This window comes from Ruegeria sp. A4, assembly GCF_056543025.1.
In genome coordinates this window covers 166,777-189,685 of sequence record NZ_JBQGAW010000001.1, presented here as the reverse complement: position 1 = coordinate 189,685, position 22,909 = coordinate 166,777, and the positions used below count along the sequence as shown (strand labels likewise).

General features: G+C 58.2%; 29 protein-coding genes and 1 tRNA gene. 16 read left to right on the top strand and 14 right to left on the bottom strand.

The features are described from left to right. The first annotated feature begins 50 nt into the window (after window positions 1-50). The 9 genes from ACR0E2_RS00925 (at window position 51) to ACR0E2_RS00885 (ending at window position 6,352) form a co-directional block, all read left to right on the top strand. Window positions 51-827: an isocitrate lyase/PEP mutase family protein gene (locus ACR0E2_RS00925; protein WP_480444761.1), complete on the top strand. Its 777-nt coding sequence runs from the start codon at window positions 51-53 to the stop codon at window positions 825-827. Between the two features lie 75 nt (window positions 828-902). Beyond that, a complete protein-coding gene (locus ACR0E2_RS00920; protein ID WP_152457571.1) occupies window positions 903-1,196 on the top strand; it encodes a DUF1330 domain-containing protein in 294 nt (97 codons plus the stop codon). 42 nt (window positions 1,197-1,238) lie between these two features. Next, entirely contained in the window at window positions 1,239-1,688 is a 450-nt protein-coding gene (locus ACR0E2_RS00915; RefSeq protein WP_152457570.1) for a tellurite resistance TerB family protein, read from the top strand. Window positions 1,689-1,708: 20 nt separating this feature from the next. After that, window positions 1,709-2,146 carry a tellurite resistance TerB family protein gene (locus ACR0E2_RS00910; RefSeq protein WP_152457569.1) on the top strand — a complete coding sequence of 146 codons (438 nt, stop codon included), beginning with the start codon at window positions 1,709-1,711 and terminating at the stop codon, window positions 2,144-2,146. 5 nt (window positions 2,147-2,151) lie between these two features. Continuing rightward, window positions 2,152-2,910: a phosphate/phosphite/phosphonate ABC transporter substrate-binding protein gene (locus ACR0E2_RS00905; protein ID WP_480446166.1), complete on the top strand. Its 759-nt coding sequence runs from the start codon at window positions 2,152-2,154 to the stop codon at window positions 2,908-2,910. A gap of 109 nt (window positions 2,911-3,019) precedes the next feature. Continuing rightward, window positions 3,020-3,796, top strand: coding sequence for an ABC transporter ATP-binding protein (locus ACR0E2_RS00900; RefSeq protein ID WP_152457567.1), 777 nt, complete (start codon window positions 3,020-3,022; stop codon window positions 3,794-3,796). 33 nt (window positions 3,797-3,829) lie between these two features. After that, the gene (locus tag ACR0E2_RS00895) at window positions 3,830-4,579 is read left to right on the top strand and encodes a transporter substrate-binding domain-containing protein (protein WP_480444759.1); all 750 of its coding nucleotides are present in this window, start codon (window positions 3,830-3,832) and stop codon (window positions 4,577-4,579) included. 82 nt (window positions 4,580-4,661) lie between these two features. Then, on the top strand, window positions 4,662-5,549 hold the full coding sequence (locus ACR0E2_RS00890; protein WP_171170555.1) for an ABC transporter permease: 888 nt from the start codon (window positions 4,662-4,664) through the stop codon (window positions 5,547-5,549). Further along, entirely contained in the window at window positions 5,546-6,352 is an 807-nt protein-coding gene (locus ACR0E2_RS00885) for an ABC transporter permease (protein ID WP_152457564.1), read from the top strand. Before ACR0E2_RS00890 ends, ACR0E2_RS00885 begins: the two co-directional genes overlap by 4 nt. Window positions 6,353-6,446: 94 nt before the next feature. On the opposite strand, the gene ACR0E2_RS00880 is transcribed toward ACR0E2_RS00885, so the two are convergent. Both ACR0E2_RS00880 and ACR0E2_RS00875 read right to left on the bottom strand, forming a co-directional pair. Then, window positions 6,447-6,523: transfer RNA gene (locus ACR0E2_RS00880), tRNA-His, on the bottom strand. 47 nt (window positions 6,524-6,570) lie between these two features. Next, complete coding sequence (locus ACR0E2_RS00875; protein WP_480444757.1) at window positions 6,571-7,053, bottom strand: N-acetyltransferase family protein; 483 nt, start codon at window positions 7,051-7,053, stop codon at window positions 6,571-6,573. Window positions 7,054-7,130: 77 nt separating this feature from the next. Between ACR0E2_RS00875 and ACR0E2_RS00870 the strand changes: the two genes are divergently transcribed. Continuing rightward, window positions 7,131-7,319: a DUF6324 family protein gene (locus ACR0E2_RS00870; protein WP_171228478.1), complete on the top strand. Its 189-nt coding sequence runs from the start codon at window positions 7,131-7,133 to the stop codon at window positions 7,317-7,319. 2 nt (window positions 7,320-7,321) lie between these two features. Here ACR0E2_RS00870 and ACR0E2_RS00865 read toward each other — a convergent pair whose 3' ends face one another. Then, on the bottom strand, window positions 7,322-7,753 hold the full coding sequence (locus ACR0E2_RS00865) for an MmcB family DNA repair protein (protein ID WP_152457561.1): 432 nt from the start codon (window positions 7,751-7,753) through the stop codon (window positions 7,322-7,324). Window positions 7,754-7,867: 114 nt separating this feature from the next. Here ACR0E2_RS00865 and ACR0E2_RS00860 point away from each other — a divergent pair, with 114 nt between their 5' ends. Both ACR0E2_RS00860 and ACR0E2_RS00855 read left to right on the top strand, forming a co-directional pair. Next, window positions 7,868-8,191, top strand: coding sequence for an ArsR/SmtB family transcription factor (locus ACR0E2_RS00860; protein ID WP_152457560.1), 324 nt, complete (start codon window positions 7,868-7,870; stop codon window positions 8,189-8,191). Next, a complete protein-coding gene (locus tag ACR0E2_RS00855) occupies window positions 8,184-8,609 on the top strand; it encodes an SRPBCC family protein (RefSeq protein ID WP_171170550.1) in 426 nt (141 codons plus the stop codon). Before ACR0E2_RS00860 ends, ACR0E2_RS00855 begins: the two co-directional genes overlap by 8 nt. A gap of 214 nt (window positions 8,610-8,823) precedes the next feature. Here ACR0E2_RS00855 and ACR0E2_RS00850 read toward each other — a convergent pair whose 3' ends face one another. The 6 genes from ACR0E2_RS00850 to ACR0E2_RS00825 all read right to left on the bottom strand — a co-directional run bounded on the left by ACR0E2_RS00850 (window position 8,824) and on the right by ACR0E2_RS00825 (window position 12,200). Further along, a complete protein-coding gene (locus ACR0E2_RS00850; protein ID WP_152457558.1) occupies window positions 8,824-9,129 on the bottom strand; it encodes a hypothetical protein in 306 nt (101 codons plus the stop codon). A gap of 59 nt (window positions 9,130-9,188) precedes the next feature. Continuing rightward, a complete protein-coding gene (gene nusB / locus ACR0E2_RS00845) occupies window positions 9,189-9,671 on the bottom strand; it encodes a transcription antitermination factor NusB (RefSeq protein ID WP_152457557.1) in 483 nt (160 codons plus the stop codon). Continuing rightward, a complete protein-coding gene (locus ACR0E2_RS00840) occupies window positions 9,668-10,219 on the bottom strand; it encodes a 6,7-dimethyl-8-ribityllumazine synthase (RefSeq protein ID WP_171206893.1) in 552 nt (183 codons plus the stop codon). The genes nusB and ACR0E2_RS00840 overlap by 4 nt, the downstream gene beginning before the upstream one ends. Before the next feature lie 2 nt (window positions 10,220-10,221). Further along, on the bottom strand, window positions 10,222-11,343 hold the full coding sequence (gene ribB, locus ACR0E2_RS00835) for a 3,4-dihydroxy-2-butanone-4-phosphate synthase (RefSeq protein ID WP_170346543.1): 1,122 nt from the start codon (window positions 11,341-11,343) through the stop codon (window positions 10,222-10,224). 99 nt (window positions 11,344-11,442) lie between these two features. Beyond that, entirely contained in the window at window positions 11,443-12,030 is a 588-nt protein-coding gene (locus tag ACR0E2_RS00830) for a riboflavin synthase (RefSeq protein WP_480444755.1), read from the bottom strand. A 32-nt stretch (window positions 12,031-12,062) separates the two neighbouring features. After that, window positions 12,063-12,200 (bottom strand): hypothetical protein, encoded by a 138-nt coding sequence (locus ACR0E2_RS00825; protein ID WP_480446192.1) that lies wholly within the window; start codon window positions 12,198-12,200, stop codon window positions 12,063-12,065. Between ACR0E2_RS00825 and ACR0E2_RS00820 the strand changes: the two genes are divergently transcribed. From ACR0E2_RS00820 to ACR0E2_RS00810, 3 genes are all read left to right on the top strand, one after another. Next, window positions 12,181-13,497, top strand: a complete 1,317-nt coding sequence (locus tag ACR0E2_RS00820) for a capsule biosynthesis protein (RefSeq protein ID WP_480444753.1) — start codon at window positions 12,181-12,183, stop codon at window positions 13,495-13,497. The two genes, ACR0E2_RS00825 and ACR0E2_RS00820, sit on opposite strands and share 20 nt — an antisense overlap. Window positions 13,498-13,574: 77 nt before the next feature. Then, window positions 13,575-14,684: a polysaccharide biosynthesis/export family protein gene (locus ACR0E2_RS00815; RefSeq protein WP_171633859.1), complete on the top strand. Its 1,110-nt coding sequence runs from the start codon at window positions 13,575-13,577 to the stop codon at window positions 14,682-14,684. 3 nt (window positions 14,685-14,687) lie between these two features. Beyond that, complete coding sequence (locus tag ACR0E2_RS00810) at window positions 14,688-16,688, top strand: capsular polysaccharide biosynthesis protein (protein WP_480444751.1); 2,001 nt, start codon at window positions 14,688-14,690, stop codon at window positions 16,686-16,688. Window positions 16,689-16,690: 2 nt separating this feature from the next. Here ACR0E2_RS00810 and ribD read toward each other — a convergent pair whose 3' ends face one another. The 4 genes from ribD to ACR0E2_RS00790 all read right to left on the bottom strand — a co-directional run bounded on the left by ribD (window position 16,691) and on the right by ACR0E2_RS00790 (window position 19,218). Further along, on the bottom strand, window positions 16,691-17,791 hold the full coding sequence (ribD, locus tag ACR0E2_RS00805; protein ID WP_480444749.1) for a bifunctional diaminohydroxyphosphoribosylaminopyrimidine deaminase/5-amino-6-(5-phosphoribosylamino)uracil reductase RibD: 1,101 nt from the start codon (window positions 17,789-17,791) through the stop codon (window positions 16,691-16,693). Continuing rightward, complete coding sequence (gene nrdR, locus ACR0E2_RS00800; RefSeq protein ID WP_117869416.1) at window positions 17,788-18,258, bottom strand: transcriptional regulator NrdR; 471 nt, start codon at window positions 18,256-18,258, stop codon at window positions 17,788-17,790. The genes ribD and nrdR overlap by 4 nt, the downstream gene beginning before the upstream one ends. Window positions 18,259-18,378: 120 nt before the next feature. After that, window positions 18,379-18,792 (bottom strand): secondary thiamine-phosphate synthase enzyme YjbQ, encoded by a 414-nt coding sequence (locus ACR0E2_RS00795; protein WP_171228470.1) that lies wholly within the window; start codon window positions 18,790-18,792, stop codon window positions 18,379-18,381. Window positions 18,793-18,813: 21 nt separating this feature from the next. Beyond that, complete coding sequence (locus tag ACR0E2_RS00790; protein ID WP_480444747.1) at window positions 18,814-19,218, bottom strand: hypothetical protein; 405 nt, start codon at window positions 19,216-19,218, stop codon at window positions 18,814-18,816. A 459-nt stretch (window positions 19,219-19,677) separates the two neighbouring features. Between ACR0E2_RS00790 and ACR0E2_RS00785 the strand changes: the two genes are divergently transcribed. Continuing rightward, window positions 19,678-20,718: a helix-turn-helix domain-containing protein gene (locus tag ACR0E2_RS00785; RefSeq protein ID WP_480444744.1), complete on the top strand. Its 1,041-nt coding sequence runs from the start codon at window positions 19,678-19,680 to the stop codon at window positions 20,716-20,718. A 161-nt stretch (window positions 20,719-20,879) separates the two neighbouring features. Here ACR0E2_RS00785 and rpoD read toward each other — a convergent pair whose 3' ends face one another. Next, on the bottom strand, window positions 20,880-22,868 hold the full coding sequence (rpoD, locus tag ACR0E2_RS00780; protein WP_171228468.1) for an RNA polymerase sigma factor RpoD: 1,989 nt from the start codon (window positions 22,866-22,868) through the stop codon (window positions 20,880-20,882). Window positions 22,869-22,909: the final 41 nt, after the last annotated feature.

Below are 22,909 nucleotides of genomic sequence, written 5' to 3'. Positions count from 1 at the left end.
TCTGCCCTCATGGGGTTAACTGTTGATCACACCACGACAGGAGAGCCCCGATGAGCGATCAATCCCAACGCGCGAAGACCTTTACCAGCCTTCACAAAAAGGGCGACCCCGTCATTCTGTTCAACATCTGGGATGCTGGCAGTGCCGGCGCGGTGCGGGATGCAGGCGCGCAAGCCATTGCCACAGGCAGCGCACCTGTCGCCATGGCACAGGGTTTTGGCGACGGTCAGAACATCCCGCTTGAGGCCGCATTGGACAATGCGCGCCGCATCGTTGCAGCGGTTGATCTTCCGGTGACACTGGATTTCGAAGGGGCATATGCCGAAGATCCACTGGGCATTGCACAAAACGTCAAGCGTGCGCTGGATTGCGGCGTGGTTGGTTTCAACTTCGAAGATCAGATCATCGGCGGTGACGGGCTGTACGATACAGCGGTTCAGGCCAAACGCGTCGAAGCCATGCGCGCGGCCTGCGAAGACGCGGGCATACCTGCCTATGTCAACGCAAGAACCGACATTTTCCTGAAAGCCCCGGCAGAAACACATGATGAGGCCATGCTGAACGACGCCATTGCCCGTGCTTCGGCCTATGAGGCTGCGGGCGCCAGCGGTTTTTTTGCTCCGGGGCTGAAAGACGAGGCGATGATCAGCCGTCTGTGCGAGCGTACGAATCTGCCGGTCAACATCATCGCCCTGCCCGGCACCCCCGGCACAACACGTCTGGCTGAACTGGGGGTTGCGCGCGTCAGCTATGGTCCGGTTCCTTATCGTCAGATGATCAAGTGGTTAACAGATCAGGCGCACGCCGCTATTCACTACCGCAACTGATCACCCTGAAGTTGTGGGATTGCAATTGCCGTCACTTCTCATCACCCTGCTTTTGAAACCGAACAGGAGGCAAGCCTGATGAAAGGCTATTGGGTTGCACATGTCGATGTGGACGACATGGACACGTACAAGACCTACATTGCTGCAAATGCGGAGCCCTTTGCAGCTTATGGTGCGCGCTTTCTGACGCGCGGAGGAAAGCGCGAAGTTAAGGAAGGCGCAGCGCGCGCCCGGACCGTTGTGATCGAATTTCCCAGCTATGAGGATGCGCTTGCCTGTTACGAAAGCGAAGCATACCAGAAAGCCAAAGCACTGCGCGCCCCGGTATCGATGGGCGATCTTGTGATCATTCAAGGCTATGACGGGTAGACTACGCTTGGCGCACCACAAAATATGGAATAATCTTTTGCCATGTTGAAAAAGTTCCTTCAGGCGCTCAGACCGCCCCAGCATGAACATCTTCCGGACCCGGATGCCGAACTTGCTCTGGGTGCGCTCATGGTGCGCGTGGCGCAGGCTGATCGGGACTACAAGCTGGAAGAGATCCGCCTGATCGACAAAATCCTGGCCCGTCTTTACCAGCACAACGCGATCGAAGCAGCCAAGGTGCGCGCCACATGCGAAAAGCTTCACGCGGCAGCGCCGGATACCGATACCTTCGGCAAGCTGATCCGTGAGACCACGGATCTGAAGGAACGCCTGGCCGCTCTGGATGCGCTGTGGGAAGTTGTTCTGGCAGATGGAAACACCGACGAAGGCGAGGTGAAAATCGTCGAGGAAGCCCGCGTTGCCATGGGGTTGAGCTTTAACGACAGCAAGGCTGCGCGTGAACGCGTTCAAAGCCGCTTGGATGTGAGTTAGTCGCTCGCTATATCTAACGCATGTTCAGTGAATTTCTTTCCAGGCTCACGCAGCCTCAGCCCGATCCTCTTGTCGACGATGACGCCCGCCTGGCCCTGACGGCCCTGCTGGTGCGTCTGGCACGGTCCGACAATGACTATTCCGATACCGAAATGGCCCGTATCGACCGAATTTCGGCGCAACGCTATGGCCTGTCCCCGTTCGAATGCGCCGCCCTGCGTGCCCGCGCAGAAGATCTTGAGGCCGAGGCCCCGGACACCGTCCGCTTTACCCGAGCCATCAAAGAGGCGGTTGCCTACGAAGATCGTCTTGCGGTCGTTCAGGCGCTGTGGTCCGTGGCGTTGGCCGATGGGCACCGTACAAGCGAGGAAGATTCGCTGCTGCGTCTGGTGGTCAGTCTTCTGGGCGTAAGTGACGTGGATTCCGCTTTGGCACGGCAAAAGGCTGCAAAATCGTGATTGCCATGCTGGGCATGTATGACATGCCTGCCCTGCAAGCCGCCAATGACAGGTTCTGGAACCTGATTCGCACACAACTTGGATCAGGCCCGGAACACCTTACCCGCGACAAAGACGTGTGGACGGTCTGGCGGGACCCAAACCTGGTTCTGGCACAAACCTGTGGCATGCCGTTTCGAACCCGATTGCATGGTCACGTGCAACTGGTTGGCACCCCGGACTATGACCTGCCCGTATGTCCCCCCGGATACTATTGCTCTGTCTTTGTGGCGCGGCATGACGACGATCGGGATCTGGCGGGGCTGAGCACAGGGGTTTTCGCGTATAATGAGGGCTTGTCCCAATCCGGCTGGGCTGCCCCGATCACACATATGACCCAGGCAAACCTGCACCCCACTGGATTGTTGGAAACCGGCGGGCATGCGCTGTCTGCCCAAGCCGTCGCAGATGGCAAAGCGGACTTTGCCGCACTGGACATGCTGACGTGGCTGATACTGCAACAACATAGCAATTTGGGGACCAAACTGCGCGAACTGGCAAGAACGACTCCGACTCCGACCCTGCCCTACATCACATCGATGGGTCAGAATCCGCAGGTCATTGCAGGCGCTGTTCGGGCCGCGATTGACCAGCTTTGCGACGACGATCAACGATTGCTGCATATACGCGGGTTGATCGATATTCCCGCGGCGCACTACTTGGCTGTCCCCACTCCGGCGCCCCCCAAAGACGGCGGATCAACGACTGCCCAATTTGTCGACTGATTTTGGCCAATTTGGGTGTTTCTCCGCTTGATTCTGTCATTTGCACATTGCATTGACCTTTTTTTTCGGTCCTAGTACCGGACCAACACCACCAACCACTGGACTGCCCGTGACAGAAACTGCACCCGTTATCGAAATCAAAGACCTTCACAAAAGCTTCGGAAATCTTGAAGTGTTGAAGGGGGTCGATATCACGGCACATCGCGGTGACGTGGTATCACTGATTGGGTCGTCCGGGTCCGGCAAGTCGACGCTTCTGCGATGCTGCAATCTTCTGGAAGACAGCCAGCAAGGAGAAATCCTTTTCAAGGGTGAGCCTGTGAAATGGTCCGGGGAAAGCCACGGCCGCCGCCCCGCCGACTCCAAACAGGTTCTGCGCATACGCACCAACCTGTCGATGGTGTTTCAACAATTCAATCTTTGGGCGCATATGACCATCCTGCAAAATGTGATGGAAGCCCCCGTGACCGTTCTGGGGCGCGACAGGGCCGAGGTGGAAGAGAGCGCGCGCAAGTATCTGGACAAGGTTGGCATCGGCGACAAATGCGACGCCTATCCGGCGCAATTGTCCGGCGGGCAGCAACAGCGCGCCGCCATCGCCCGCGGCCTGTGCATGGAACCCGAAGCCCTGCTGTTTGATGAACCGACTTCGGCTTTGGACCCTGAACTGGAACAGGAAGTGATCAAGGTGATCAAGGACTTGGCCGCCGAAGGGCGTACCATGATCATCGTGACGCATGACATGAAAATGGCCGCCGACATTTCAAGCCACGTGGTGTTCCTGCACCAGGGCCTGATCGAGGAAGAAGGCACGCCCGAAGATATCTTCACATCTCCTGAATCCGAACGGCTTCGGGGTTTTCTCTCCGCCACTCAGGCGGCTTAACTTCAAAAACAGAACCAAACTGGGGAGCAACCAATGAAAAATCTGATTCTGTCCACTGCCGCACTGGCGCTGACCGCCGGTATCGCCATGGCCGACACGGTCCGCATGGGAACCGAGGGCGCCTACCCTCCGTACAACTTCATCAATGATGCGGGCGAAATCGACGGCTTTGAGCGTGAAGTCGGCGACGAACTGTGCAAGCGCGCAAACCTTGAATGTGAATGGGTCAAGAACGACTGGGATTCGATCATTCCGAACCTGGTCTCGGGCAACTACGACACCATCATCGCGGGTATGTCGATCACCGACGAACGTGACGAAGTCATCGACTTCACCCAGAACTACTTCCCGCCTGCGGCCTCGGCCTATGTCGGTGCGTCTGCGGATGTTGATGTCACCACCGGCGTCGTTGCCGCACAGACCGCCACCATTCAGGCAGGCCACGTAGCCGAGTCGGGCGCGACTCTGGTCGAGTTTGCAACTCCGGAAGAAACCATCGCAGCCGTGCGCAACGGTGAAGCCGATGCCGTGTTTGCCGACAAGGACTTCTTGGTGCCGATCGTCGAGGAATCCGCCGGAGAACTGGTCTTCGTGGGTGATGACGTTCCGCTGGGCGGTGGCATCGGGCTGGGCATCCGTGAATCGGATGGCGAACTGCGCGCAAAGTTTGACGAGGCGATCACCTCGATGAAAGCGGACGGTTCGTTGAACGAACTGATCATCAAGTGGTTCGGCGAAGGCGTTCCGACCTACAACGCTGACGGTTCGGTCGTTACAAACTAATCTGTATCAAGCGGTTCGGCGCGTCCATCGCGCCGAACCCTGCCCGGTGGAACAACCGGGTACGACGTTCGAAAGACGCTACATGTTTTCCTATTGCGCTGACCCTGACACGCTCGGAACATTCCGATGGTTCTCCTGCTATCTGACCAACGGCGTGCACTGGTCCTTCTACCTGTCGTTCCTCAAGGTGTTGGGATTGCTGGCGGTGACCGCGCCGGTCGCATTGGCGTTTGGTTTTGTTGGCGCAATGGCCGCCCGATCACATTTCCCGCCGCTAAGCTGGCTGGGCAAAGGGTATATTGCCATCGTGCGTGGTGTTCCGGACATCGCTTTCTTCCTGTTTTTCGTTATAGCCTTGGATCAGGCATTCGAATGGACGCGGCATAAGATATTGTGCCCCGAATGGACCGACCCGATCCGGCAGGGAAATGACTTTATCGTCTGTCAGGCGGCCAAGCTGCCATTGGGGACCGCACCGGAATGGGTGCATGAAACCTACGGCTTTTTCCTGGCCGTCGTTACCTTCTCGATTGTTTTCGGGGCGTTTGCGGCAAACGTTTTGTTTGGTGGAATGCGCGCCGTGCCCCACGCGCAACTAGAAACCGCCGAAGCATATGGCATGTCCCGTCGTCAGACCTTCTGGCGCATCCTTGTGCCGCAGATGTGGGTCTATGCCCTGCCCGGCCTGTCGAATCTTTGGATGGTTCTCATCAAGGCCACTCCGCTGCTGTTCCTGCTGGGGATCGAAGACATCGTTTATTGGGCCCGCGAACTTGGCGGCACCAAGACGTCAAAGTTCACTCAGTATCCGCATGGCGACTGGCGCATGTGGTACTTCCTGTTCCTGCTTGTCTTCTACCTCGGCATGACGCGCGTATCTGAACTTGGGCTTGAAAAGCTGATGCGGAAACTGTCCCACGGGCAGGCCACGTCCGGCGGCGAGCTTCTGCGCAAGGAGACCACGGCATGAGCTGCTTGCAGACGATTCAAGATTACGGCCTGCGGTCCCTGGGTATCGGCGAGCGGCTACTGCCCAAAAGTGACTTCACCCTGTGCGAACAGTTCACGCTGATCGGGTCGGGGATGATCTGGAATGTCTATTTCGGGATCATGGCGCTGGCGACCGGCTTCTTTCTGGCCACGGCCCTGGCCGTCGGCAAGGCGTCAGCAAACAAATGGCTTCGCAAGCCTTCGGAATGGTTCATTTTCCTGTTTCGCGGCTCGCCCTTGTTTATCCAGTTTTTCTTCGCCTATTTCCTGTTCTTGTCGCTGAAGAAATCCAACCCGATGTTCGACGCCTTCACCTCAGCCTGGCTGGGGGCGCTGATCGTGCTGTTCCTCAACACCGCAGCCTATTCGGGCGAGATCTTTTACGGAGCGCTAAGGTCCATTCCCAAGGGCGATATCGAAGCCGCAGATGCCTATGGCATGTCAGGCTGGGCCCGTTTTCGCCGGATCGTCTGGCCCACCATGTTGCGGCTTGCCTGGCCTGCCTACACAAACGAAGCGATCTTTCTTTTCCACGCAACAACGCTGGTCTTCTTTTCAGCCTTCCCGGCATGGCAGCAACGCGGAGACGCCCTGTATTACGCCAGTTACTTTGCAGACAAGACGTTCAACCCGTTCATCCCATACCCGATACTGGCGTTCTATTTCATCCTGCTGACGCTGGTGATTGTCGGGGGCTTTGGCCTGATCAATAAACGCCTGAACCGGCACCTGCCGGTCGCAAAACGGGCCAAGATGCGGTTCAAACTGAACCTGGCGCGCTGAGTTTCGGCGCGCCAGTCACGTCTGGACACCAAACCAAATCAACGCCAATCACCGCGCGCCCGCGCGCTTTACAGCACATTCAAAAGGGGAGAAGTGGTACCGCCTCCCTGGCTTGAACAGGGGACCTCTGGATCCACAATCCAGCGCTCTAACCAACTGAGCTAAGGCGGCACTCGTGAGGGGCGATGTACCGAACACGCCCGCGGAATGCAAGAGCATTAAAGCCGAAATTTCCAGCTTTGTTCGACAAGATCGACACCGAAGGAATGCACCGCTTTGCTGTCTGTCAATTCCCAGCCGGACGCCTTGTAAAGTGCGCAGGCGGCGGTATGGCTTTCGTGCGTCCACAGAACCATTTCTTTGTATCCTGCCCCGCGTGCGAAGGCAGTGCATGCTTGCAACAGGCGCTTTCCCAGCCCCAGCCCTCGTGCTTGCGGGACAAGCAGAAACAGCCGCAACTTGGCGGTATTCCGGTCAACAGCAACGCAGAATATACTGCCCAGACGTTGCCCGTCCTGCTCGGCGATCCAGCCTCTTTCAAGCTCGGGGTCACTGTTGGTGATGAAGTCGTCAAGGATGCTGGCCACCAGGGGCGCAAAGCTGTCATCAAACCCTTCGTCGCGCGCATAAAGCAGACCGTGCTGTTCAACCAGCCACGCGGCGTCATCGGGGTGAAAGGGTCTGAGAACGGCGTCTTCCATATCTCATCTGACCGCAAAGGTGACTTGATTCTCAACCCCGTGCGCGCTAGCAGGAACGCTCAGTCTCGGAGGCACAGATGGGCATCAATACCGAACGCGACATTCAGGCAAACCTGCAAATCGGTCCGACCGATCAGGGTATGGTCCGCCTGTTCATCGAAGCTGACGGCATCGAAATACCGATGGATTTTGACCCGGAAGAAGCAGAAGAAATCGCCGACGAAATTCGTGCTGCGGTACAAGCCGCCCTTTCGGTCAAAGGCTGACCTTACAGCCTGGGATCCCGAAGCGCGTGTAAACGGCGCGCCGCATCCGTTGCAAATTTCTGGATCATCTTCTTGCGCCGCGCCGGTGCGATTTTGTCCTCGGGCGCCATGCGCACGATTTCCGCGTCATAGGCATCGGCGATGATCAGGCCTGTTTCATCTGGCAACAGATCGGTCGGGAATTCCGTGTCGACGGCCCAAAAGAATCGGTCACACCATTCCAAATAGCCCTGCCATTTCGAATCCGACTGATAATCGGCACGGCTGGATTTGCATTCAATCACCCACAACTCACCCTTTGGCCCCAGCCCCATCACGTCAACGCGCAACCCGCGCGCAGGCACGAATTCCTCCACGGAAACAAAGCCATGCGCCGCAAGATGCCGCGCGACGCCACGTGCCAGTCTCTGTCCAGGTTGCAGATCCAAAGTCATAGCTGAAAATGTGAACAATTAGCGAACAAAAGTAAAGTGCCTTTGCGTCTTGACATAGTACCTTTTGGTATTGCACTAATATGACACCAAAAGGTACTATTTCTGGGGTTGCTTATGGAGAACCAAACTCAAAACGCGTTTCGCGCGCTGGCCGATCCCACACGCCGGAACATCGTGCGACTGCTCTCGTCACAGGACATGACGATCGGGCAGTTGACGGACCGGTTCGACATGACCCGCGCTGCGGTCAAAAAACACCTGACGATTCTGTCCGACGGTGGGTTGATCACAGTCGAAGCGCGCGGCCGGGAACGCATCAATCGACTTGAACCACAGGGTATGGCCCCGGTGCTCGACTGGCTCAGCTATTTTGACCAGTTCTGGGACGATCGCCTCAACTCTCTCAAGGAAGCCATTGAAAGGAAACAAAATGACTGATGCCGTATTGAAGAAATCGATTTTCCTCAGGGCGGAACCGGAAACCGTTTGGGCCTATCTGACGGAACCTGAGCATTTGGCGGAATGGTTCCACAAACCTGAAAGAACACTGGCAGAAGGTCAGAAGCTTGAGATGTTCGGCACGACAAGCGGCGACTTGCTGATCTGGGGAGAGGTCCGTGTCGCCCGCCCCCCAAAATATCTTGAACACACCTTCACCGTCAAACCGATGGGAGACGCTGTCAGCGTGGTCAAATGGACATTGGAGCCGGTCTCGGGCGGCACACGTCTTGAGCTTGTGCACGAAGGATTGCCGCAAGGCGTCGCAGCATTTGATCTGATCCTGGCCCTGGACAAAGGATGGGATGAACATTTCGGCAAGTTGCGTGTGGCATTGCACGAAACTGTTGACGCCTGACCTCTTGCGCGAACCCGTCAGACACCCTACTTAAGCGCGTGGCGGGTTCTGCCCTTCTTGTGACAGGTAGCATTCTGGTGGCCTTAAGCAATTCCGAGGGGGCTGGCTCTGTTCAGGTCCTGGCCTGATTACCCGGCGCCCACCTGTACATACAGGTCCTCGGGAATCAAACCGCACGGTTGACTGGTGGTCCCGCCGCACTTTCCCTGAAATATCAGCGCCCTGCGCGGGCTTCCTGTTTCACGGTTGCCGGCTCAAAACTGTGTGCGACCGGTGTTCCCCGACGCGGCCCCTGCGGCTTTTCCGCCATGCTCATGATCTTGTACGCGAACTGAACGCCGGCAAAGACGATGCCGTTCATGAACCAGATCATCACCAACGCGATCAGGCCGATTTCCGACCCGGTGATCAGATGCCGAAGGTTCGCGACGTTCAGCGCCAAGAGCACCCCGACAAACACGGCCGAAATGACGAAACCCCAAGCGACTTGCGTGATATACAGGCGGATCAGTTTGGGCATGGCGAACCTCCTTGCGCTTCGACAACAATGCTAGCGCATGTCTGGTTCAGGTAAACGTGTCAGAACGCCTCGGGCTGGGCCTCGCGCGCCATGTGATCCAGCACGGCATTGACGAATTTTGGTTCTTTACCTTCTGAAAAAAAGGCACGCGCCACATCGACAAACTCGGTGATCACCACCTTGGGCGGTGTGCCGCTTTGGGTCAGTTCCGCACCCGCCGCGCGAAACAGCGCGCGCAGGGTCGGGTCGATGCGCGCGATCGGCCATTTCGCCACCAGCGCGCGGTCGGTCATCTGGTCGATCGGCGCCTGATAGTTCACCGCGTCATCCACCAGCTTGCGGAACAGCGTGCTGTCGCCCTCAAGCATCTCGTCGCCCTCGTAGACCGCGCCGAACCGGTGGTCCAGAAACTCGTTGACCACCTGCTCGGTCGTCTGGCCCGACTGTTCCATCTGGAACAGCGCCTGCACGGCATAAAGCCGCGCTGCGGATTTCATCAGGCGTTTCCGGTTTGCCGGTTTCGGCGTGTCTGTCTGGGTCATGCTGTCGTTGATCCGTTGCTGTCGCCCGCCACCAGGATGGACTCGGACGGCGGCTTGAATCCGACGCCCTTTTTCGAAGCGCCCCACTTACGGCTGAGCGCGATCAGATGCAAGGCCGCAGCGGCCGCGCCGCCCCCTTTATTCATCTTTTCGGGGTTGGCGCGGACTTCGGCCTGCTCGTCATTCTCGACCGTCAGGATGCCGTTGCCGATGCACAGCCCCTGTAGGCCCAGCAGCTGGATCGCGCGGCTGGAGTCGTTGCAGACGGTTTCGTAATGCGTGGTCTCACCGCGGATGACGCAGCCAAGCGCGACATAGCCGTCAAAGTTGCACTGTCGGTCGGCCATTGCGATGGCCGTGGGGATTTCCAGCGCGCCGGGCACTTCGACCACTTCGCAGGTACCGCCAGCCGCTTCGATCTCGGCCGTGGCGCCCGCAATCAGGTTGTCGGCGATCGAGCGGTAGAACGGAGCGGCCACGATCAGCAGTTTCACCGGCTTGTCGAAGCTGGGTGTCGGCAGAATTCCGTGTTTGTCTTGTTCAGCCATGTTCAGTCTTCCTTCAGAATCGAGCGGGTGCCGACGATGGACAGGCCAAACGCGTCCAGCCCAAGATACACCGTTTCAGGAGAGTCGGTCAGAAGCACCAGTTCCTGAATCCCCATCTTGGACAGGATCTGCGCCCCCAGACCGGTTTGCTTGATCGTGCGCGGGCCTTCATCCTCGACCGCATACAACGAGTTGCGCGGCTGGCGGAACAGGCAGACCACACCGCGGCCCTCTTCGGCGATCTTTTCCATTGCGCGCGGCAGCTCGCGGGATGATTTCGGACCAAGCCCCAGGATATCCGGCGCTTCGTGCAGGGCGTGCGTGCGCGTCAGAACGGGCTCGGGCGTGGTGATGTCACCTTTGATCATGACAACATGTTCAATGCCGTGGGTCTGATCGGTGAAAATCCGCATTTCCCACTCACCGCCGTATTCCGAGGTGACTGTTTGACGAGAAGTCTCGACAACCAGATTGTCATTGCGCGCCCGATAGCTGATCAGATCGCTGATCGTGCCGATTTTCATGTCGTGCTTTTTGGCGAACTCGACCAGATCCGGCAGGCGCGCCATGGTTCCGTCTTCATTCATGATCTCGCAGATCACGCCTGACGGGTTCAGCCCGGCAAGACGCGAGATATCCACGGCGGCCTCGGTATGGCCTGCGCGCACCAGCACCCCGCCCCGCTTTGCCCGCAACGGGAAGACATGGCCCGGGGTGGCGATATGCGCCATCGTGTTCTGTTCGTTGATTGCGGTCGCCACGGTCAGCGCCCGGTCGGCGGCTGAAATCCCGGTGCTGACACCTTCGCGCGCCTCAATCGAAACCGTAAAGGCCGTCTCGTGCCGGGACGAGTTGTTCACGGCCATCATCGGCAGGCCCAGCGCATCTATCCGTTCCGCCGTCATCGGCAAACAGATCAGACCGCGCCCGTGGGTGGCCATGAAGTTGATCGCCTCGGCATCCGCAAACTCGGCCGGGATCACCAGATCGCCTTCGTTCTCGCGATCTTCGTGATCGACCAGAATGTACATCCGGCCGGCGCGCGCCTCTTCGATGATTTCTTCGATCGGGCTGATCGCGTCACGCAACTGGGCCTCGACCGGTCCGGGGGTTTCAAAGCTCATGGGGCAGCCTTTCACATGGCGGGTTTGCTCGGCGGAATAGACCACTGAGGGCGCAAAGACCAGTCCACAAACGGCGCAGGGGTTTTCCGACGCGACGTATCAGGACATCTCGGACAGGCGCGCGACGTACCGGGCCAGCGTATCGATCTCAAGATTGACGCGATCGCCCACACCGACATCGCCCCAGGTCGTGACTTCCTTGGTGTGAGGGATGAAATTGATGCCGAACTCGCAATCATTCACGTCATTGACCGTCAGCGATGTCCCGTTCAGCGCAACCGACCCTTTGGGCGCTATGAACCGCGCCAGTTCCTTCGGTGCAAGCAAGGTGACACGTGTACTGTCGCCTTCATCTTCGACCGCGACCACGTCGGCCACGCCATCCACATGACCCGAAACGATGTGACCGCCCAGTTCATCACCGACTTTCAGCGCTCGCTCCAGATTGACGCGTTTGCCGACGGCCCAGGTATCAAGATTGGTCTTCGAAACCGTCTCGGCGCTGATCTGAACGTCATACCAATCGTCGCCCAGCGCGATCACCGTCAGGCACACACCATCACTGGCAATCGAGGCTCCGATATCTATACCGGCCGTGTCATAGGTCGTCTTGATCCGGGCGCGCAGATCCCCCTGCTGTTCCAGCTCGGTGACGGTGCCGATGTCGGTGACGATCCCTGTGAACATTCCGTTAACCCTCTGTTCCTAACCTGTGCCTGCTATTCACCGTCGAGGTAAGCCCAATGGGCCGCGCGGGCAAGCCCCGCCTTGCCGTACAAGGCCCAAACGGGCATAGTTTCCGCAACAAAAACCAAAAGAGCAGTCCAGATGCCGCACATGCCTTCAGGCTCAGACAAACGGGTCTTCCTGTTTCTTCAGGGACCTCACGGACCGTTTTTCTCGACACTCGGGCGGATGTTGCGCGCCACGGGGGCACAGGTCTGGCGGGTTGGGTTCAATGCGGGGGATCAGGCGTTCTGGTTCGACAAGGCAAGTTTCATCGCATTCCGGAACACGCCCGGCGATTGGCCCGAGACATTGAACAGGTTGATTGCCGACAAGGGCGTCACGGATATCGTTCTTTATGGCGACACGAGACCGGTCCACGCCCGCGCAGTTGAGATTGCAAAGTCTCAAGGGCTGACAATTCATGTTTTCGAAGAAGGCTACCTGCGGCCCTGGTGGGTTACGTACGAGCGGGACGGGTCAAACGGGCATTCGCGCCTGATGTCACTGGATGTCGACCAGATGCGGCAGGCTCTGGCCCGCTCGGACAGCAAATCGCCCCCGCCACCGTCGCATTGGGGGGATATGCGGCAACACATATTCTACGGTGCCCTCTATCATTGGTTCGTCATGTTCCTGAACAAGGGATACCGCAATTTCCGGCCTCATCGTGATCTGTCGGTTTCACAGGAATTCCGGTTGTATTTCAAACGCCTGATGCTGATGCCTGTTCATCGCCTGCAACGCAGCATTGCCACGGCGCGCGTCAGATGGGGGGGCTTCCCCTATCACCTCGTGTTGCTGCAACTGGGGCATGACAGTTCGGTTCAGGCCCATTCCGAATTCTCTTGCATGTCCGATTTTCTGGAACTGGTCATCGCAGGATTCGCGCAAGGCGCACCGGCGCATCACAGGCTGGTCGTTAAAGAGCACCCTTTGGAAAACCACCGTGAACCATTGCACCTGCGCGCCATGGAGATTGCCAGAAAACACGGGGTGCAGAACCGTGTTCACTATGTCCCCGGCGGAAAACTGGCAGGTTTGCTGGATGAGGCAAACTCGGCCGTCACCGTGAATTCTACTGCGGGGCAGCAGGTCTTGTGGCGGGGTATTCCGCTGCGTATTTTCGGACGTTCGGTTTATGACAAGACCGACTTCGTATCACAGCAGTCGATCGCTGCTTTTTTTGCTGAACCAGACGCGCCGGATGTCGACGCCTATCGCTGTTACCGGCAATTCCTGCTGGAAACCAGCCAGGTTCCGGGCGGGTTTTATTCCCGGCGCGGCAGGCGGCAGTTGCTGCGCCGCGCCGTGGACATGATGCTCAGCAGCAGTGACCCTTATCAGGCCCTTCTGAACAAGAACGAGGCACCGACGCCACAGTTGAAAATCGTCAAGCAATTCGGGCGCACTGTGACTGGAAGTTGAGCTGCTTCCCGGCTAATCTTCCCGCAACAACAAAAGACTGAGGATATCCGGCAGTGCAATTCTCTCCTAAGCGATGGATGCGAGGGGTTTCCCTTGTAGCCGCAATCGGCTTGATGGCGGCCTGCCAACTTCCGAAATCCGGGCCGAACAAGACCGAAATTCTGGCGGGCGCAGTCCAGAATGGCGGCAACGCGTTTGTCGTCGAAGTCGATGACCGCGTGACACGCCTTACATCCGCCGTGCCTCAGTTCGGCTTTTCGTCCTCGTTCAGCAGCGCCCAGGCCTTGACCGCCGACACTGTCCGCCCCGGTGACGTGCTGGGCCTGACCATATGGGAAAACGTGGACGACGGGTTGCTGTCCGGCGAAACCGGTGCGGCGACCATTCTGGACGAAGTTCAGGTCGACAGCGACGGTTTCATTTTCGTCCCCTATGCGGGTCGGATTCGGGCCGCGGGCAACACGCCCGAACAGCTTCGCGTGTTGATCACGAACAAGCTGCGGGAACAGACACCCGACCCACAGATCGAAGTCCGGCGTGTTGCGGGTGACGGTTCCACCGTCTCGCTGACGGGTACAGTCGCAACCCCCGGCATCTATCCGATCGAACGCCCAACCCGTTCCCTGCTTGGCATGCTGTCCAAGGCGGGCGGGGTCTCAGTAGCGTCGGATATCGCACTGGTGACGCTGATCCGAGGGGATCAAAAGGGCACCGTCTGGTACGAAGATCTGTTCCGCAACCCGAAACTGGACGTCGCTTTGCGTGGCGGCGACCGCATTTTGGTGGAAGAAGACAGCAGATCATACATAGCTCTCGGCGCGACCGGGGGTCAGTCTCGTGTGGCCTTTGACAGTCAGGACCTTACTGCGTTGGAAGCTTTGGCTCAGGTCGGTGGTCTGCTAACACTGTCCTCTGATCCAACCGGCATTTTCATTCTGCGAAAAGAGCGCCAAGACATCGCGCGCAGCATCACCGGACGCGCCGACCTGAAGGGGGATCAACGCATGATCTACCTGCTGAACCTGACGGCCCCCAACGGCCTGTTCATCGCGCGGGATTTCGTGATCCGCGACGATGATACGATTTATGTGACCGAAGCGCCCTATGCACAGTGGAGCAAATCGATCTCGCTGATCGCTGGTGGCCTGACCCCCATCGCAAACGTCGCCACGCTGACCGGCAACTGATGCATGGTACCCGATCCGGACAGCACAGCCGGGGCCGAGCGCACCCGGCTGTTCGTCTACAACGGCGGGTTTCTTACGCAAAAACGCCTGAGACGGATTCTAACGCTTGCCGGATATGACATTCGTCTGGGTCTTCCCAAGGATGGCGATTGCGTGGGCATATGGGGCAACAGCCCGACCGCGTATCGGGGCCTGCGCATCGCCGAAAAACACCGTGCACCCGTTCTGCGGGTCGAGGATGCCTTTCTCAGGTCTCTGCACCCGGGGCGCGCCGGTGAACCGCCCTTGGGTCTTTTGCTGGACCGTTCAGGCCCGCATTTCGATGCGGCAGAACCTTCCGACCTTGAGAAGCTGCTGAACACTGATCCCTTGGACGACACCGCGCTGCTGAACCGCGCACGCGCGGCGATGGAGCGGGTCAGGGAATTGCACCTCAGCAAGTATTCCGCGTTTGACCCCGATCTTGCCGCACCTGACCCCGGTTATGTACTGGTCATCGATCAGACGGTTGGCGATGCCGCCGTCACGGCAAGCGGTGCCGATCGTGCCCGTTTTCTTGAAATGCTTGTGGTCGCGCAGGAGGAAAACCCGGGCGCGCGCATTCTGATCAAGACACATCCAGAAACGATGGCAGGTCATCGTCAGGGGCATTTCACCGATCAGGACCTGTCAGACCGGGTCACGTGGTTTGACAAATCGATCAGCCCCTGGCCCCTGCTTGAGGGTGCCGTTGCGGTTTATACCCTTTCCTCGCAGCTGGGCTTTGAAGCAATCCTGGCCGGTCACAAACCGCGCGTTTTCGGCCAACCGTTCTATGCCGGCTGGGGCCTGACGCAGGATGAATTCCCAGTCCAACGCCGACAGCGCAACCTGACCCGCGCGCAACTGTTCGCGGCCGCGATGCTGCTTTACCCGACCTGGTACGACCCCTTTCGCGATCAGCTCTGCGAACTGGAAACGGTTCTGGACATTTTGGAGGCGCAGACCCGCGCATGGCGGCAGGACAGGCACGGTTGGACGGCGGCCGGCATGCGTCTGTGGAAACGCCGGCACATGCAGCAGATTTTCGGGCGGCATGGCACGTTGCGCTTTACGGCCACACAGCCTGCCCCCTCGGATCGCCCCCTTATGGTCTGGGCCAGTCAGGCGCGCGACAGCGAAGGGGCCGTTCGTGTGGAAGACGGCTTTTTGCGTTCCCGCGGACTGGGGGCGGCGCTTGTTCCGCCCCTATCCCTGGTAACCGACGAAATCGGTATCTACTATGACCCCACAAAGCCCAGCCAGTTGGAAAACCTGATCAGCGAGCGCGCAACATTGCGCCCGGATCAGGAATTGCGCGTTGAACGGCTTGTTGAGAGATTGCTGGCCGATGGTTTGAGCAAATACAACACGGGCCAATCCGCGCCGGTTCTGCCCCATGGGCACCGAATTCTGGTGCCCGGACAGGTTGAAGATGACGCCTCGATCCTGCTGGGCACCAACACGGTGCGCAGCAATCTGGACCTGCTGAAAACAGCGCGCGAAGCCAACCCCGATGCAATCCTGATCTACAAACCGCACCCTGATGTCGAAGCCGGGTTGCGGGATGGCCAGATAGACGCAGAGTCACTTGCGGACCTTGTCGTGACCCGGACTGACCCCGCCTCTTTGCTGACGCAGGTCGACGAGGTTTGGACGATGACATCGCTATTGGGGTTCGAGGCATTGTTGCGCGGGGTGAAGGTCACGACTCTGGGCGCGCCCTTCTATGCGGGATGGGGCCTGACCACCGATCTGGATGCCATCCCCGTCAGGCGAGGTGCACGGCCGTCGCTGATGGGTTTGGTGCACGCCACCTTGATTGACTATCCACGCTATTTCGATCCGATCACCAGACAACCCTGCCCTGTCGAAGTGGCCGTTGAACGCTTGGCGCTGGGGTATTCGGCACCGTCCGGTCCGTTCAACCGCTTTCTGTCAAAGCTTCAGGGCGCGTTCGCAACGCACGCTCATCTTTGGCGTTGACGTTATTCCGACGCTCTGCGCCAACGGTGCAATACATCCCCGCCGACCGCCTGCGTCTCGATCAATTCGAACCTGGGGGCGGCCTCCAGCGTTTCCAGACCTAGTGTCCCGACCGCGGCCAGGCCCTCGGCCCCGATGGTTAAGCCGGCAGTGAACCCGATCAGCTCGTCCACCAGGTCTTCGGCCAGTAACGAGGCCGCAAGCGCGGCCCCGCCTTCGCAGAAGACACTGGTCAAACCGGTCTGACCCAGTTGCTGAAGCAGATCCACCGCATCGATATGATGATCTTTCAACGCACAGGGGATCAGCTTTGCCCCCAATCCCTCCCACGCCTGTGCACGTTCGGCATCCGGGTGATGCGCATGGCAGAGCCAGACAGGTACCTTTGAGGCTGTGCGCGCCAGCTGCCCCATCAGAGAAATATCCATATGGCGGGACACCACGACGCGGACGGGTTGATGCTCAACGCCAAGATCCCGAACGGTCAGCGAGGGGTCGTCGGTGCGCGCCGTCCCTGCCCCGACCATAACCGCATCGTGACGTGCGCGCATGGCATGGACCACACGACGTGCCTGCGGTCCGGTGATCCATTGACTGTGCCCTGTCGAGGTTGCGATACGCCCGTCAAAACTGCTGGCCATCTTCAGCGTCACAAAAGGCCGGCCTTGTTCAGTCTTGAGGAAAAAGCCTTCCAGATCCCGTTCTGCCTGTTGCGCAAGAACGCCAGTTACAACGTCAATCCCCGCCTCGCGCAACATGGCAAAACCCTGCCCGGCCACGCGCGGATCGCTGTCTTCGACAGCGGCCACAACGCGGGATACACCTGCCGCAATCAAGGCCTCGGCGCAGGGTGGCGTTTTGCCGTGATGGGCACAGGGTTCCAGAGTTACATAGGCGGTCGCACCACGCGCACCCTGCCCGGCCTGAGCCAAGGCTTCGGTCTCGGCATGAGGGCGGCCACCCGGCTGTGTCCAGCCCCGCCCAATGATCCGGTCATCACGAACGATGACACACCCCACAGCGGGGTTCGGCCAGCACGTCCCCTGACCGCGCCGCCCCAAAGACAGGGCAAGCGCCATGAATCGCTTATCTGTTTCGTTCACTCGTCAGTCGAAGGCTGCGGCGGGCGCAGTTCGTGGACGAACTCCTCGAAATCATCGGCCGCCTGGAAATTCTTGTACACACTCGCAAAGCGAACATAGGCGACAGTGTCGATCCGCGCCAGAGCTTCCATAACGATCTCACCGATCTTGTTGGACGGGATATCCGTGTCGCCCATGCTTTCCAGACGGCGCACGATGCCCGAAATCATCTGATCGATCCGTTCGGGATCAACGGGGCGTTTCTGCATCGAGATGCGGATCGAACGCTCCAGCTTGTCGCGATCGAAATCTTCGCGTTTACCATTGGTTTTTATGACAACCAGATCACGCAGTTGCACACGTTCGTAGGTCGTGAACCGTCCGCCACAGGCCGGACAGAACCGGCGTCGGCGGATTGCCACGTGGTCCTCTGCCGGGCGTGAATCTTTCACCTGAGTGTCGATATTTCCGCAAAACGGGCAGCGCATCCGCCGTCTCCTCGTCCCATGTTCGGCCTCTTTTTGTAAGCGCTGCGGCTTACTTATCCACAACTATAGGGCAGCCGCTAGGGTTTGGGTAGTCGGAAATTCAAACCGCTAAATAGTGGGTCAGGCCAGATACGCCGCAACCTTCCTTTGATGCGGCGCGGTGCGGTGTTCAAACAGGTAAATCCCTTGCCATGTTCCCAGAACAGGCCGCCCCTGCGACACCGGGATCGTCAGCGAAACCGGCAAGAGCGCGGCCTTGATATGCGCAGGCATATCGTCCGGGCCTTCATAGGTGTGCCGAAGATAGGACATGGCAGGGTTGTCTGACGGTGGAACCAGCCGTTCGAAGAACGCCTGAAGATCTGTTTGAACTTCGGGGTCCGCGTTTTCCTGAATCAGCAATGAGCAGGAAGTGTGGCGAACGAACAGGGTCAAGACCCCATCTTTCGCCACCCGTTCAAGCCATTGCAGAACGTCGGACGTGAATTCGTACAGCCCCGGTCCACGGGTGTGCAAAACGAACTCGGTCTGCATCGTGTCTATCCTGCGCGTTTGTCAGTCGTTGAAGAACGGTCGATAATTACAACGTGCATTCGCACCTTGTACAGATTCACTGTTGCCAGGCTGAAACCCGAACGAGACAAAGCTGCTGGGTTGCACATCAACCGTTTGAGGTTGCTTGATCGAAAACTGAACCGCTGTTCTGCGACCGGTTGTGACACTGGGCCCGTACCCCCGCAGCACGTAAATCCGGTCCGTCCAACCCAATCCCAAGGTTCGGCGCGCATAATCTGCGGCCGCACACCAATAGCCTTCGGTACGCATGTCGCCGCGGGGGATGACCTCAAAATCAGTGGCGTTTATGGGTTCCGTTCGAAATCCGTTCCGTGCAGCATCTGCTGTCAATGGAAGACTGAAGGCCAAGGCTGCCAACGCGGCGAAAGTGTATGACTGTTTCATGGTAATTTCTTCCCTGATTGCTTGTTCCAAATAGTGACCTCTAAATAGGTTAGTCGAACTTCACCGCGTGCACAGGGTGCCTCACGATCAATTCAGCCCGTCTGGTACATAGCGTGATCCGGTGTGAGCCAGCCTTGACAGCGGATCAGCAGGCCCAAGCCCGGTGTCGCAGACCAACGCGTCACCTGCGGGAAAAAGAGCGTGCCGGGGAGCCCTGAGCAGAGATTGGTGATTTCTCCGAGGCTCTGACCTCATCCCCATAAAGGTCCCGACCCGGCAACAAAGCTGATTTGGACAGCCCCGCTCTGCACTTCATGCGCGTTCCGGTCAAAACCTTTCGAGAACTTGCCAACAAGTAGTACTCAAGTGCAAAATCCTTTCTGCCAAAAGCCAAAGTCAACAAAGGGATTTCCCTGATAAACTGTTAGTGTATTTGAGAACGTAAGGTGTTGTACCACGATGGATGTAGATATCGACCGACTACATTTTTTGATCCAAGCACTGGATCGCCACGCCGGCAACAGCAAAGTATCCCAGCGGGTATTGAAACAGGCCGGGCTGCGTCAGCAGGATATCGCGCCCCCTGCCGCAGTCTACAGCGCACATAAAGAGGCCCTGTTCATCCGGCACGCCTGTGACGCCGTTGGTGACATCACATTTGCGGCGCGCACTGGGCTCGAGGTCACGTCGGCTTCGACCGTGACGGGGTATATCAGTAAATACTCACGCGATTTGAGGCAGGTGATGGAAAACCTGTCCCGTTTTCACGGCATCATCGATCCGGCCATCGGGCTCAGCTTCCGTGTTGCCGGTAACTTCGCGGCCCTTGAGGCCGATTGGAAAGACGCCAGCTTTGCCCGCTATCATCGGCGCACGGAATTCCTGTTGTTCGCTGCGCTGGCCAGGATGAGAAACCTCACGCAGGTGAAGTTGCACCCGATCGAGATGCGCTTTCAGCACAAAGTTGGAAGCCACGCCAAAACCTACGAAAAGCTGGCGGGCTGCCCGGTGGTTTTCAGCGCTGAAAAGATTGAGATCATTCTGCCGCTATCTGCGCTGGAATTGAAAGTGCCGACCTATGATCCCAAGCTGCGGGAGCATTTGCTGGAATACGGTGAACGTCTGCTGGCCGAAAAACCACTTCCCAAGCACCAGACCCGCGCCCGTGTCGAAGGTCTGATCACCCGATCCCTGCCCGGCGCAATCCTGCAAGCCGAAGATGCGGCGGCTGATCTGGGGATGAGCCTCAGAACCTTCAGTCGACGTCTCAAGGAAGAAGGCACAAGCTATCGCGATATTGTGGACGATCTAAGATGTGATCTGGCCCAGACTTTCATCACAAATGGCATGACTCTGTCTGAAATCTCATATGCGCTGGGGTATGCCGATCAGGCTGCTTTTTCGACCGCCTTCAAACGGTGGACAGGTCAGCCGCCCAGCGCCTTCAAGACCCGAGTGGAACATCCCATTCGGACAGTTGGCCGGGGGTCATCAGCCTGAAAAGCCTCGCCCCGACCTGTCCCATGAGTGGACAAGACCGATATAGAAAGGCACACCGCCCCGGCCTTGTGCATTCGCGCCAACGTGATGCGAGAACCAGCCAATGTGAACGAAAAAAGGCGCCTCTGACGGGGCGCCTTTGTTCTTATTGATCTTTGTTCTTATTGATCCAGGAAAGACCGGAGTTTTCGTGAACGGCTGGGATGCTTCAGCTTCCGCAGCGCCTTGGCCTCGATCTGACGGATCCGTTCGCGGGTCACGCTGAACTGCTGCCCGACTTCTTCCAAAGTGTGATCGGTGTTCATGCCGATGCCAAAACGCATCCGCAGAACCCGTTCTTCGCGCGGGGTGAGCGAGGCCAGGACCCTTGTGGTGGTTTCCTTGAGGTTTTCCTGAATGGCGCTGTCCAAGGGCAGCACGGCATTCTTGTCCTCGATGAAATCGCCCAGCTGGCTGTCTTCCTCGTCGCCAATCGGCGTCTCCAGAGAAATCGGCTCTTTGGCGATCTTCATCACCTTGCGCACTTTTTCGAGCGGCATCTGCAACTTTTCGGCCAGTTCTTCCGGCGTCGGCTCGCGGCCGATTTCATGCAGCATCTGACGGCCCGTGCGCACCAGCTTGTTGATCGTTTCGATCATATGAACCGGAATACGGATCGTGCGGGCCTGATCCGCGATCGAGCGGGTGATCGCCTGGCGGATCCACCAGGTCGCATAGGTCGAGAACTTATAGCCACGACGGTATTCGAACTTGTCCACCGCCTTCATCAGGCCGATGTTGCCTTCCTGAATAAGATCAAGGAATTGCAGGCCACGGTTCGTGTACTTTTTGGCGATCGAGATCACCAGGCGCAGGTTGGCTTCGACCATTTCCTTCTTGGCCTGCCGCGCCTCTTTCTCGCCCTTCTGAACCTGCTGCACGATACGGCGGAATTCCGAGATATCCAGACCGACATACTGGCCGACCTGAGCCATGTCGTTGCGCAGTTCCTCGACCTTCGCGGTCGAGCGTTCGATGAACATCTGCCATCCCCGGCCCGGCTTTTCGGCCATCTCGGCCAGCCAGTTCGGATCCAGCTCACGTCCCCGATACGCTTCGATGAACTCACGGCGGTTGATGCGTGCCTGATCGGCCAGCTTGACCATCGCGCTGTCCAGAGACATGACGCGGCGGTTGATACCGTAAAGCTGGTCGATTAGCGCTTCGATCCGGTTGTTGTGCAGGTGAAGGCCATTCACCAGTTCGACGATCTCAGCCCGCAGTTTCTGATAGGTTTCTTCGTCCTTTTCACTGAACGTGCCGTCTTCGTTCAGCGTGGCCGAAATCCGGCTGTCCTGCATTTCGGACAGCATCGAGAAGTCGGTCGAGATACGCTCCAACGTGGTCAGGACCTGATCCTTCAGCGCCGCTTCCATCGCGGCCAGTGACATGTTGGCCTGATCGTCGTCATCGTCATCGTCATCGTTGTTCAGCGGGTTGCCATCCGCATCCAGCTCGGGGCCGGTATCCTTGGCTGGCTTGTTCGCCTGCACGGCCGAGGTATCGACGACCGGCTCTTCAACGTCACCGTCTTCGTCCAACTGGTTGCCGAACGTGGTTTCCAGATCAATGACATCCCGCAAAAGAATGTCTTCGGACAGCAGTTCGTCGTGCCAGATGGTGATCGCCTGAAAGGTCAGCGGGCTTTCACACAGGCCCGCAATCATCGTGTTGCGACCGGCTTCGATCCGCTTGGCAATCGCGATCTCACCCTCGCGGCTCAGCAGTTCGACCGACCCCATCTCACGCAGATACATGCGGACAGGGTCGTCGGTGCGATCCAGCTTTTCCGTGCCGGAACCGGCCAGTGCAACCTCACGGTTGCTTTCCGCAGTAACCAGTTCGGTCGAGCCTTTGTTCTCTTCTTCTTCGGCCTCTTCATCTTCGATGATGTTGATGCCCATCTCGGACAGCATCGACATTACGTCTTCGATCTGTTCCGAACTGACCTGGTCAGGCGGCAACACCTGATTGAGCTGGTCGTAGGTGATGTAACCTTTCTCGCGAGCCTCGGCGATCATCTTCTTGACGTTCGCCTGGCTCATGTCCAGCGAGATTTCCTGTTCCTGCTCGTCGGATTTGCGGTCTTCGTTCGTATCCTTAGCGGCCATTCAATGCTCCTGCAGGGATGGGTGATTCGTCTCAGCCGAAT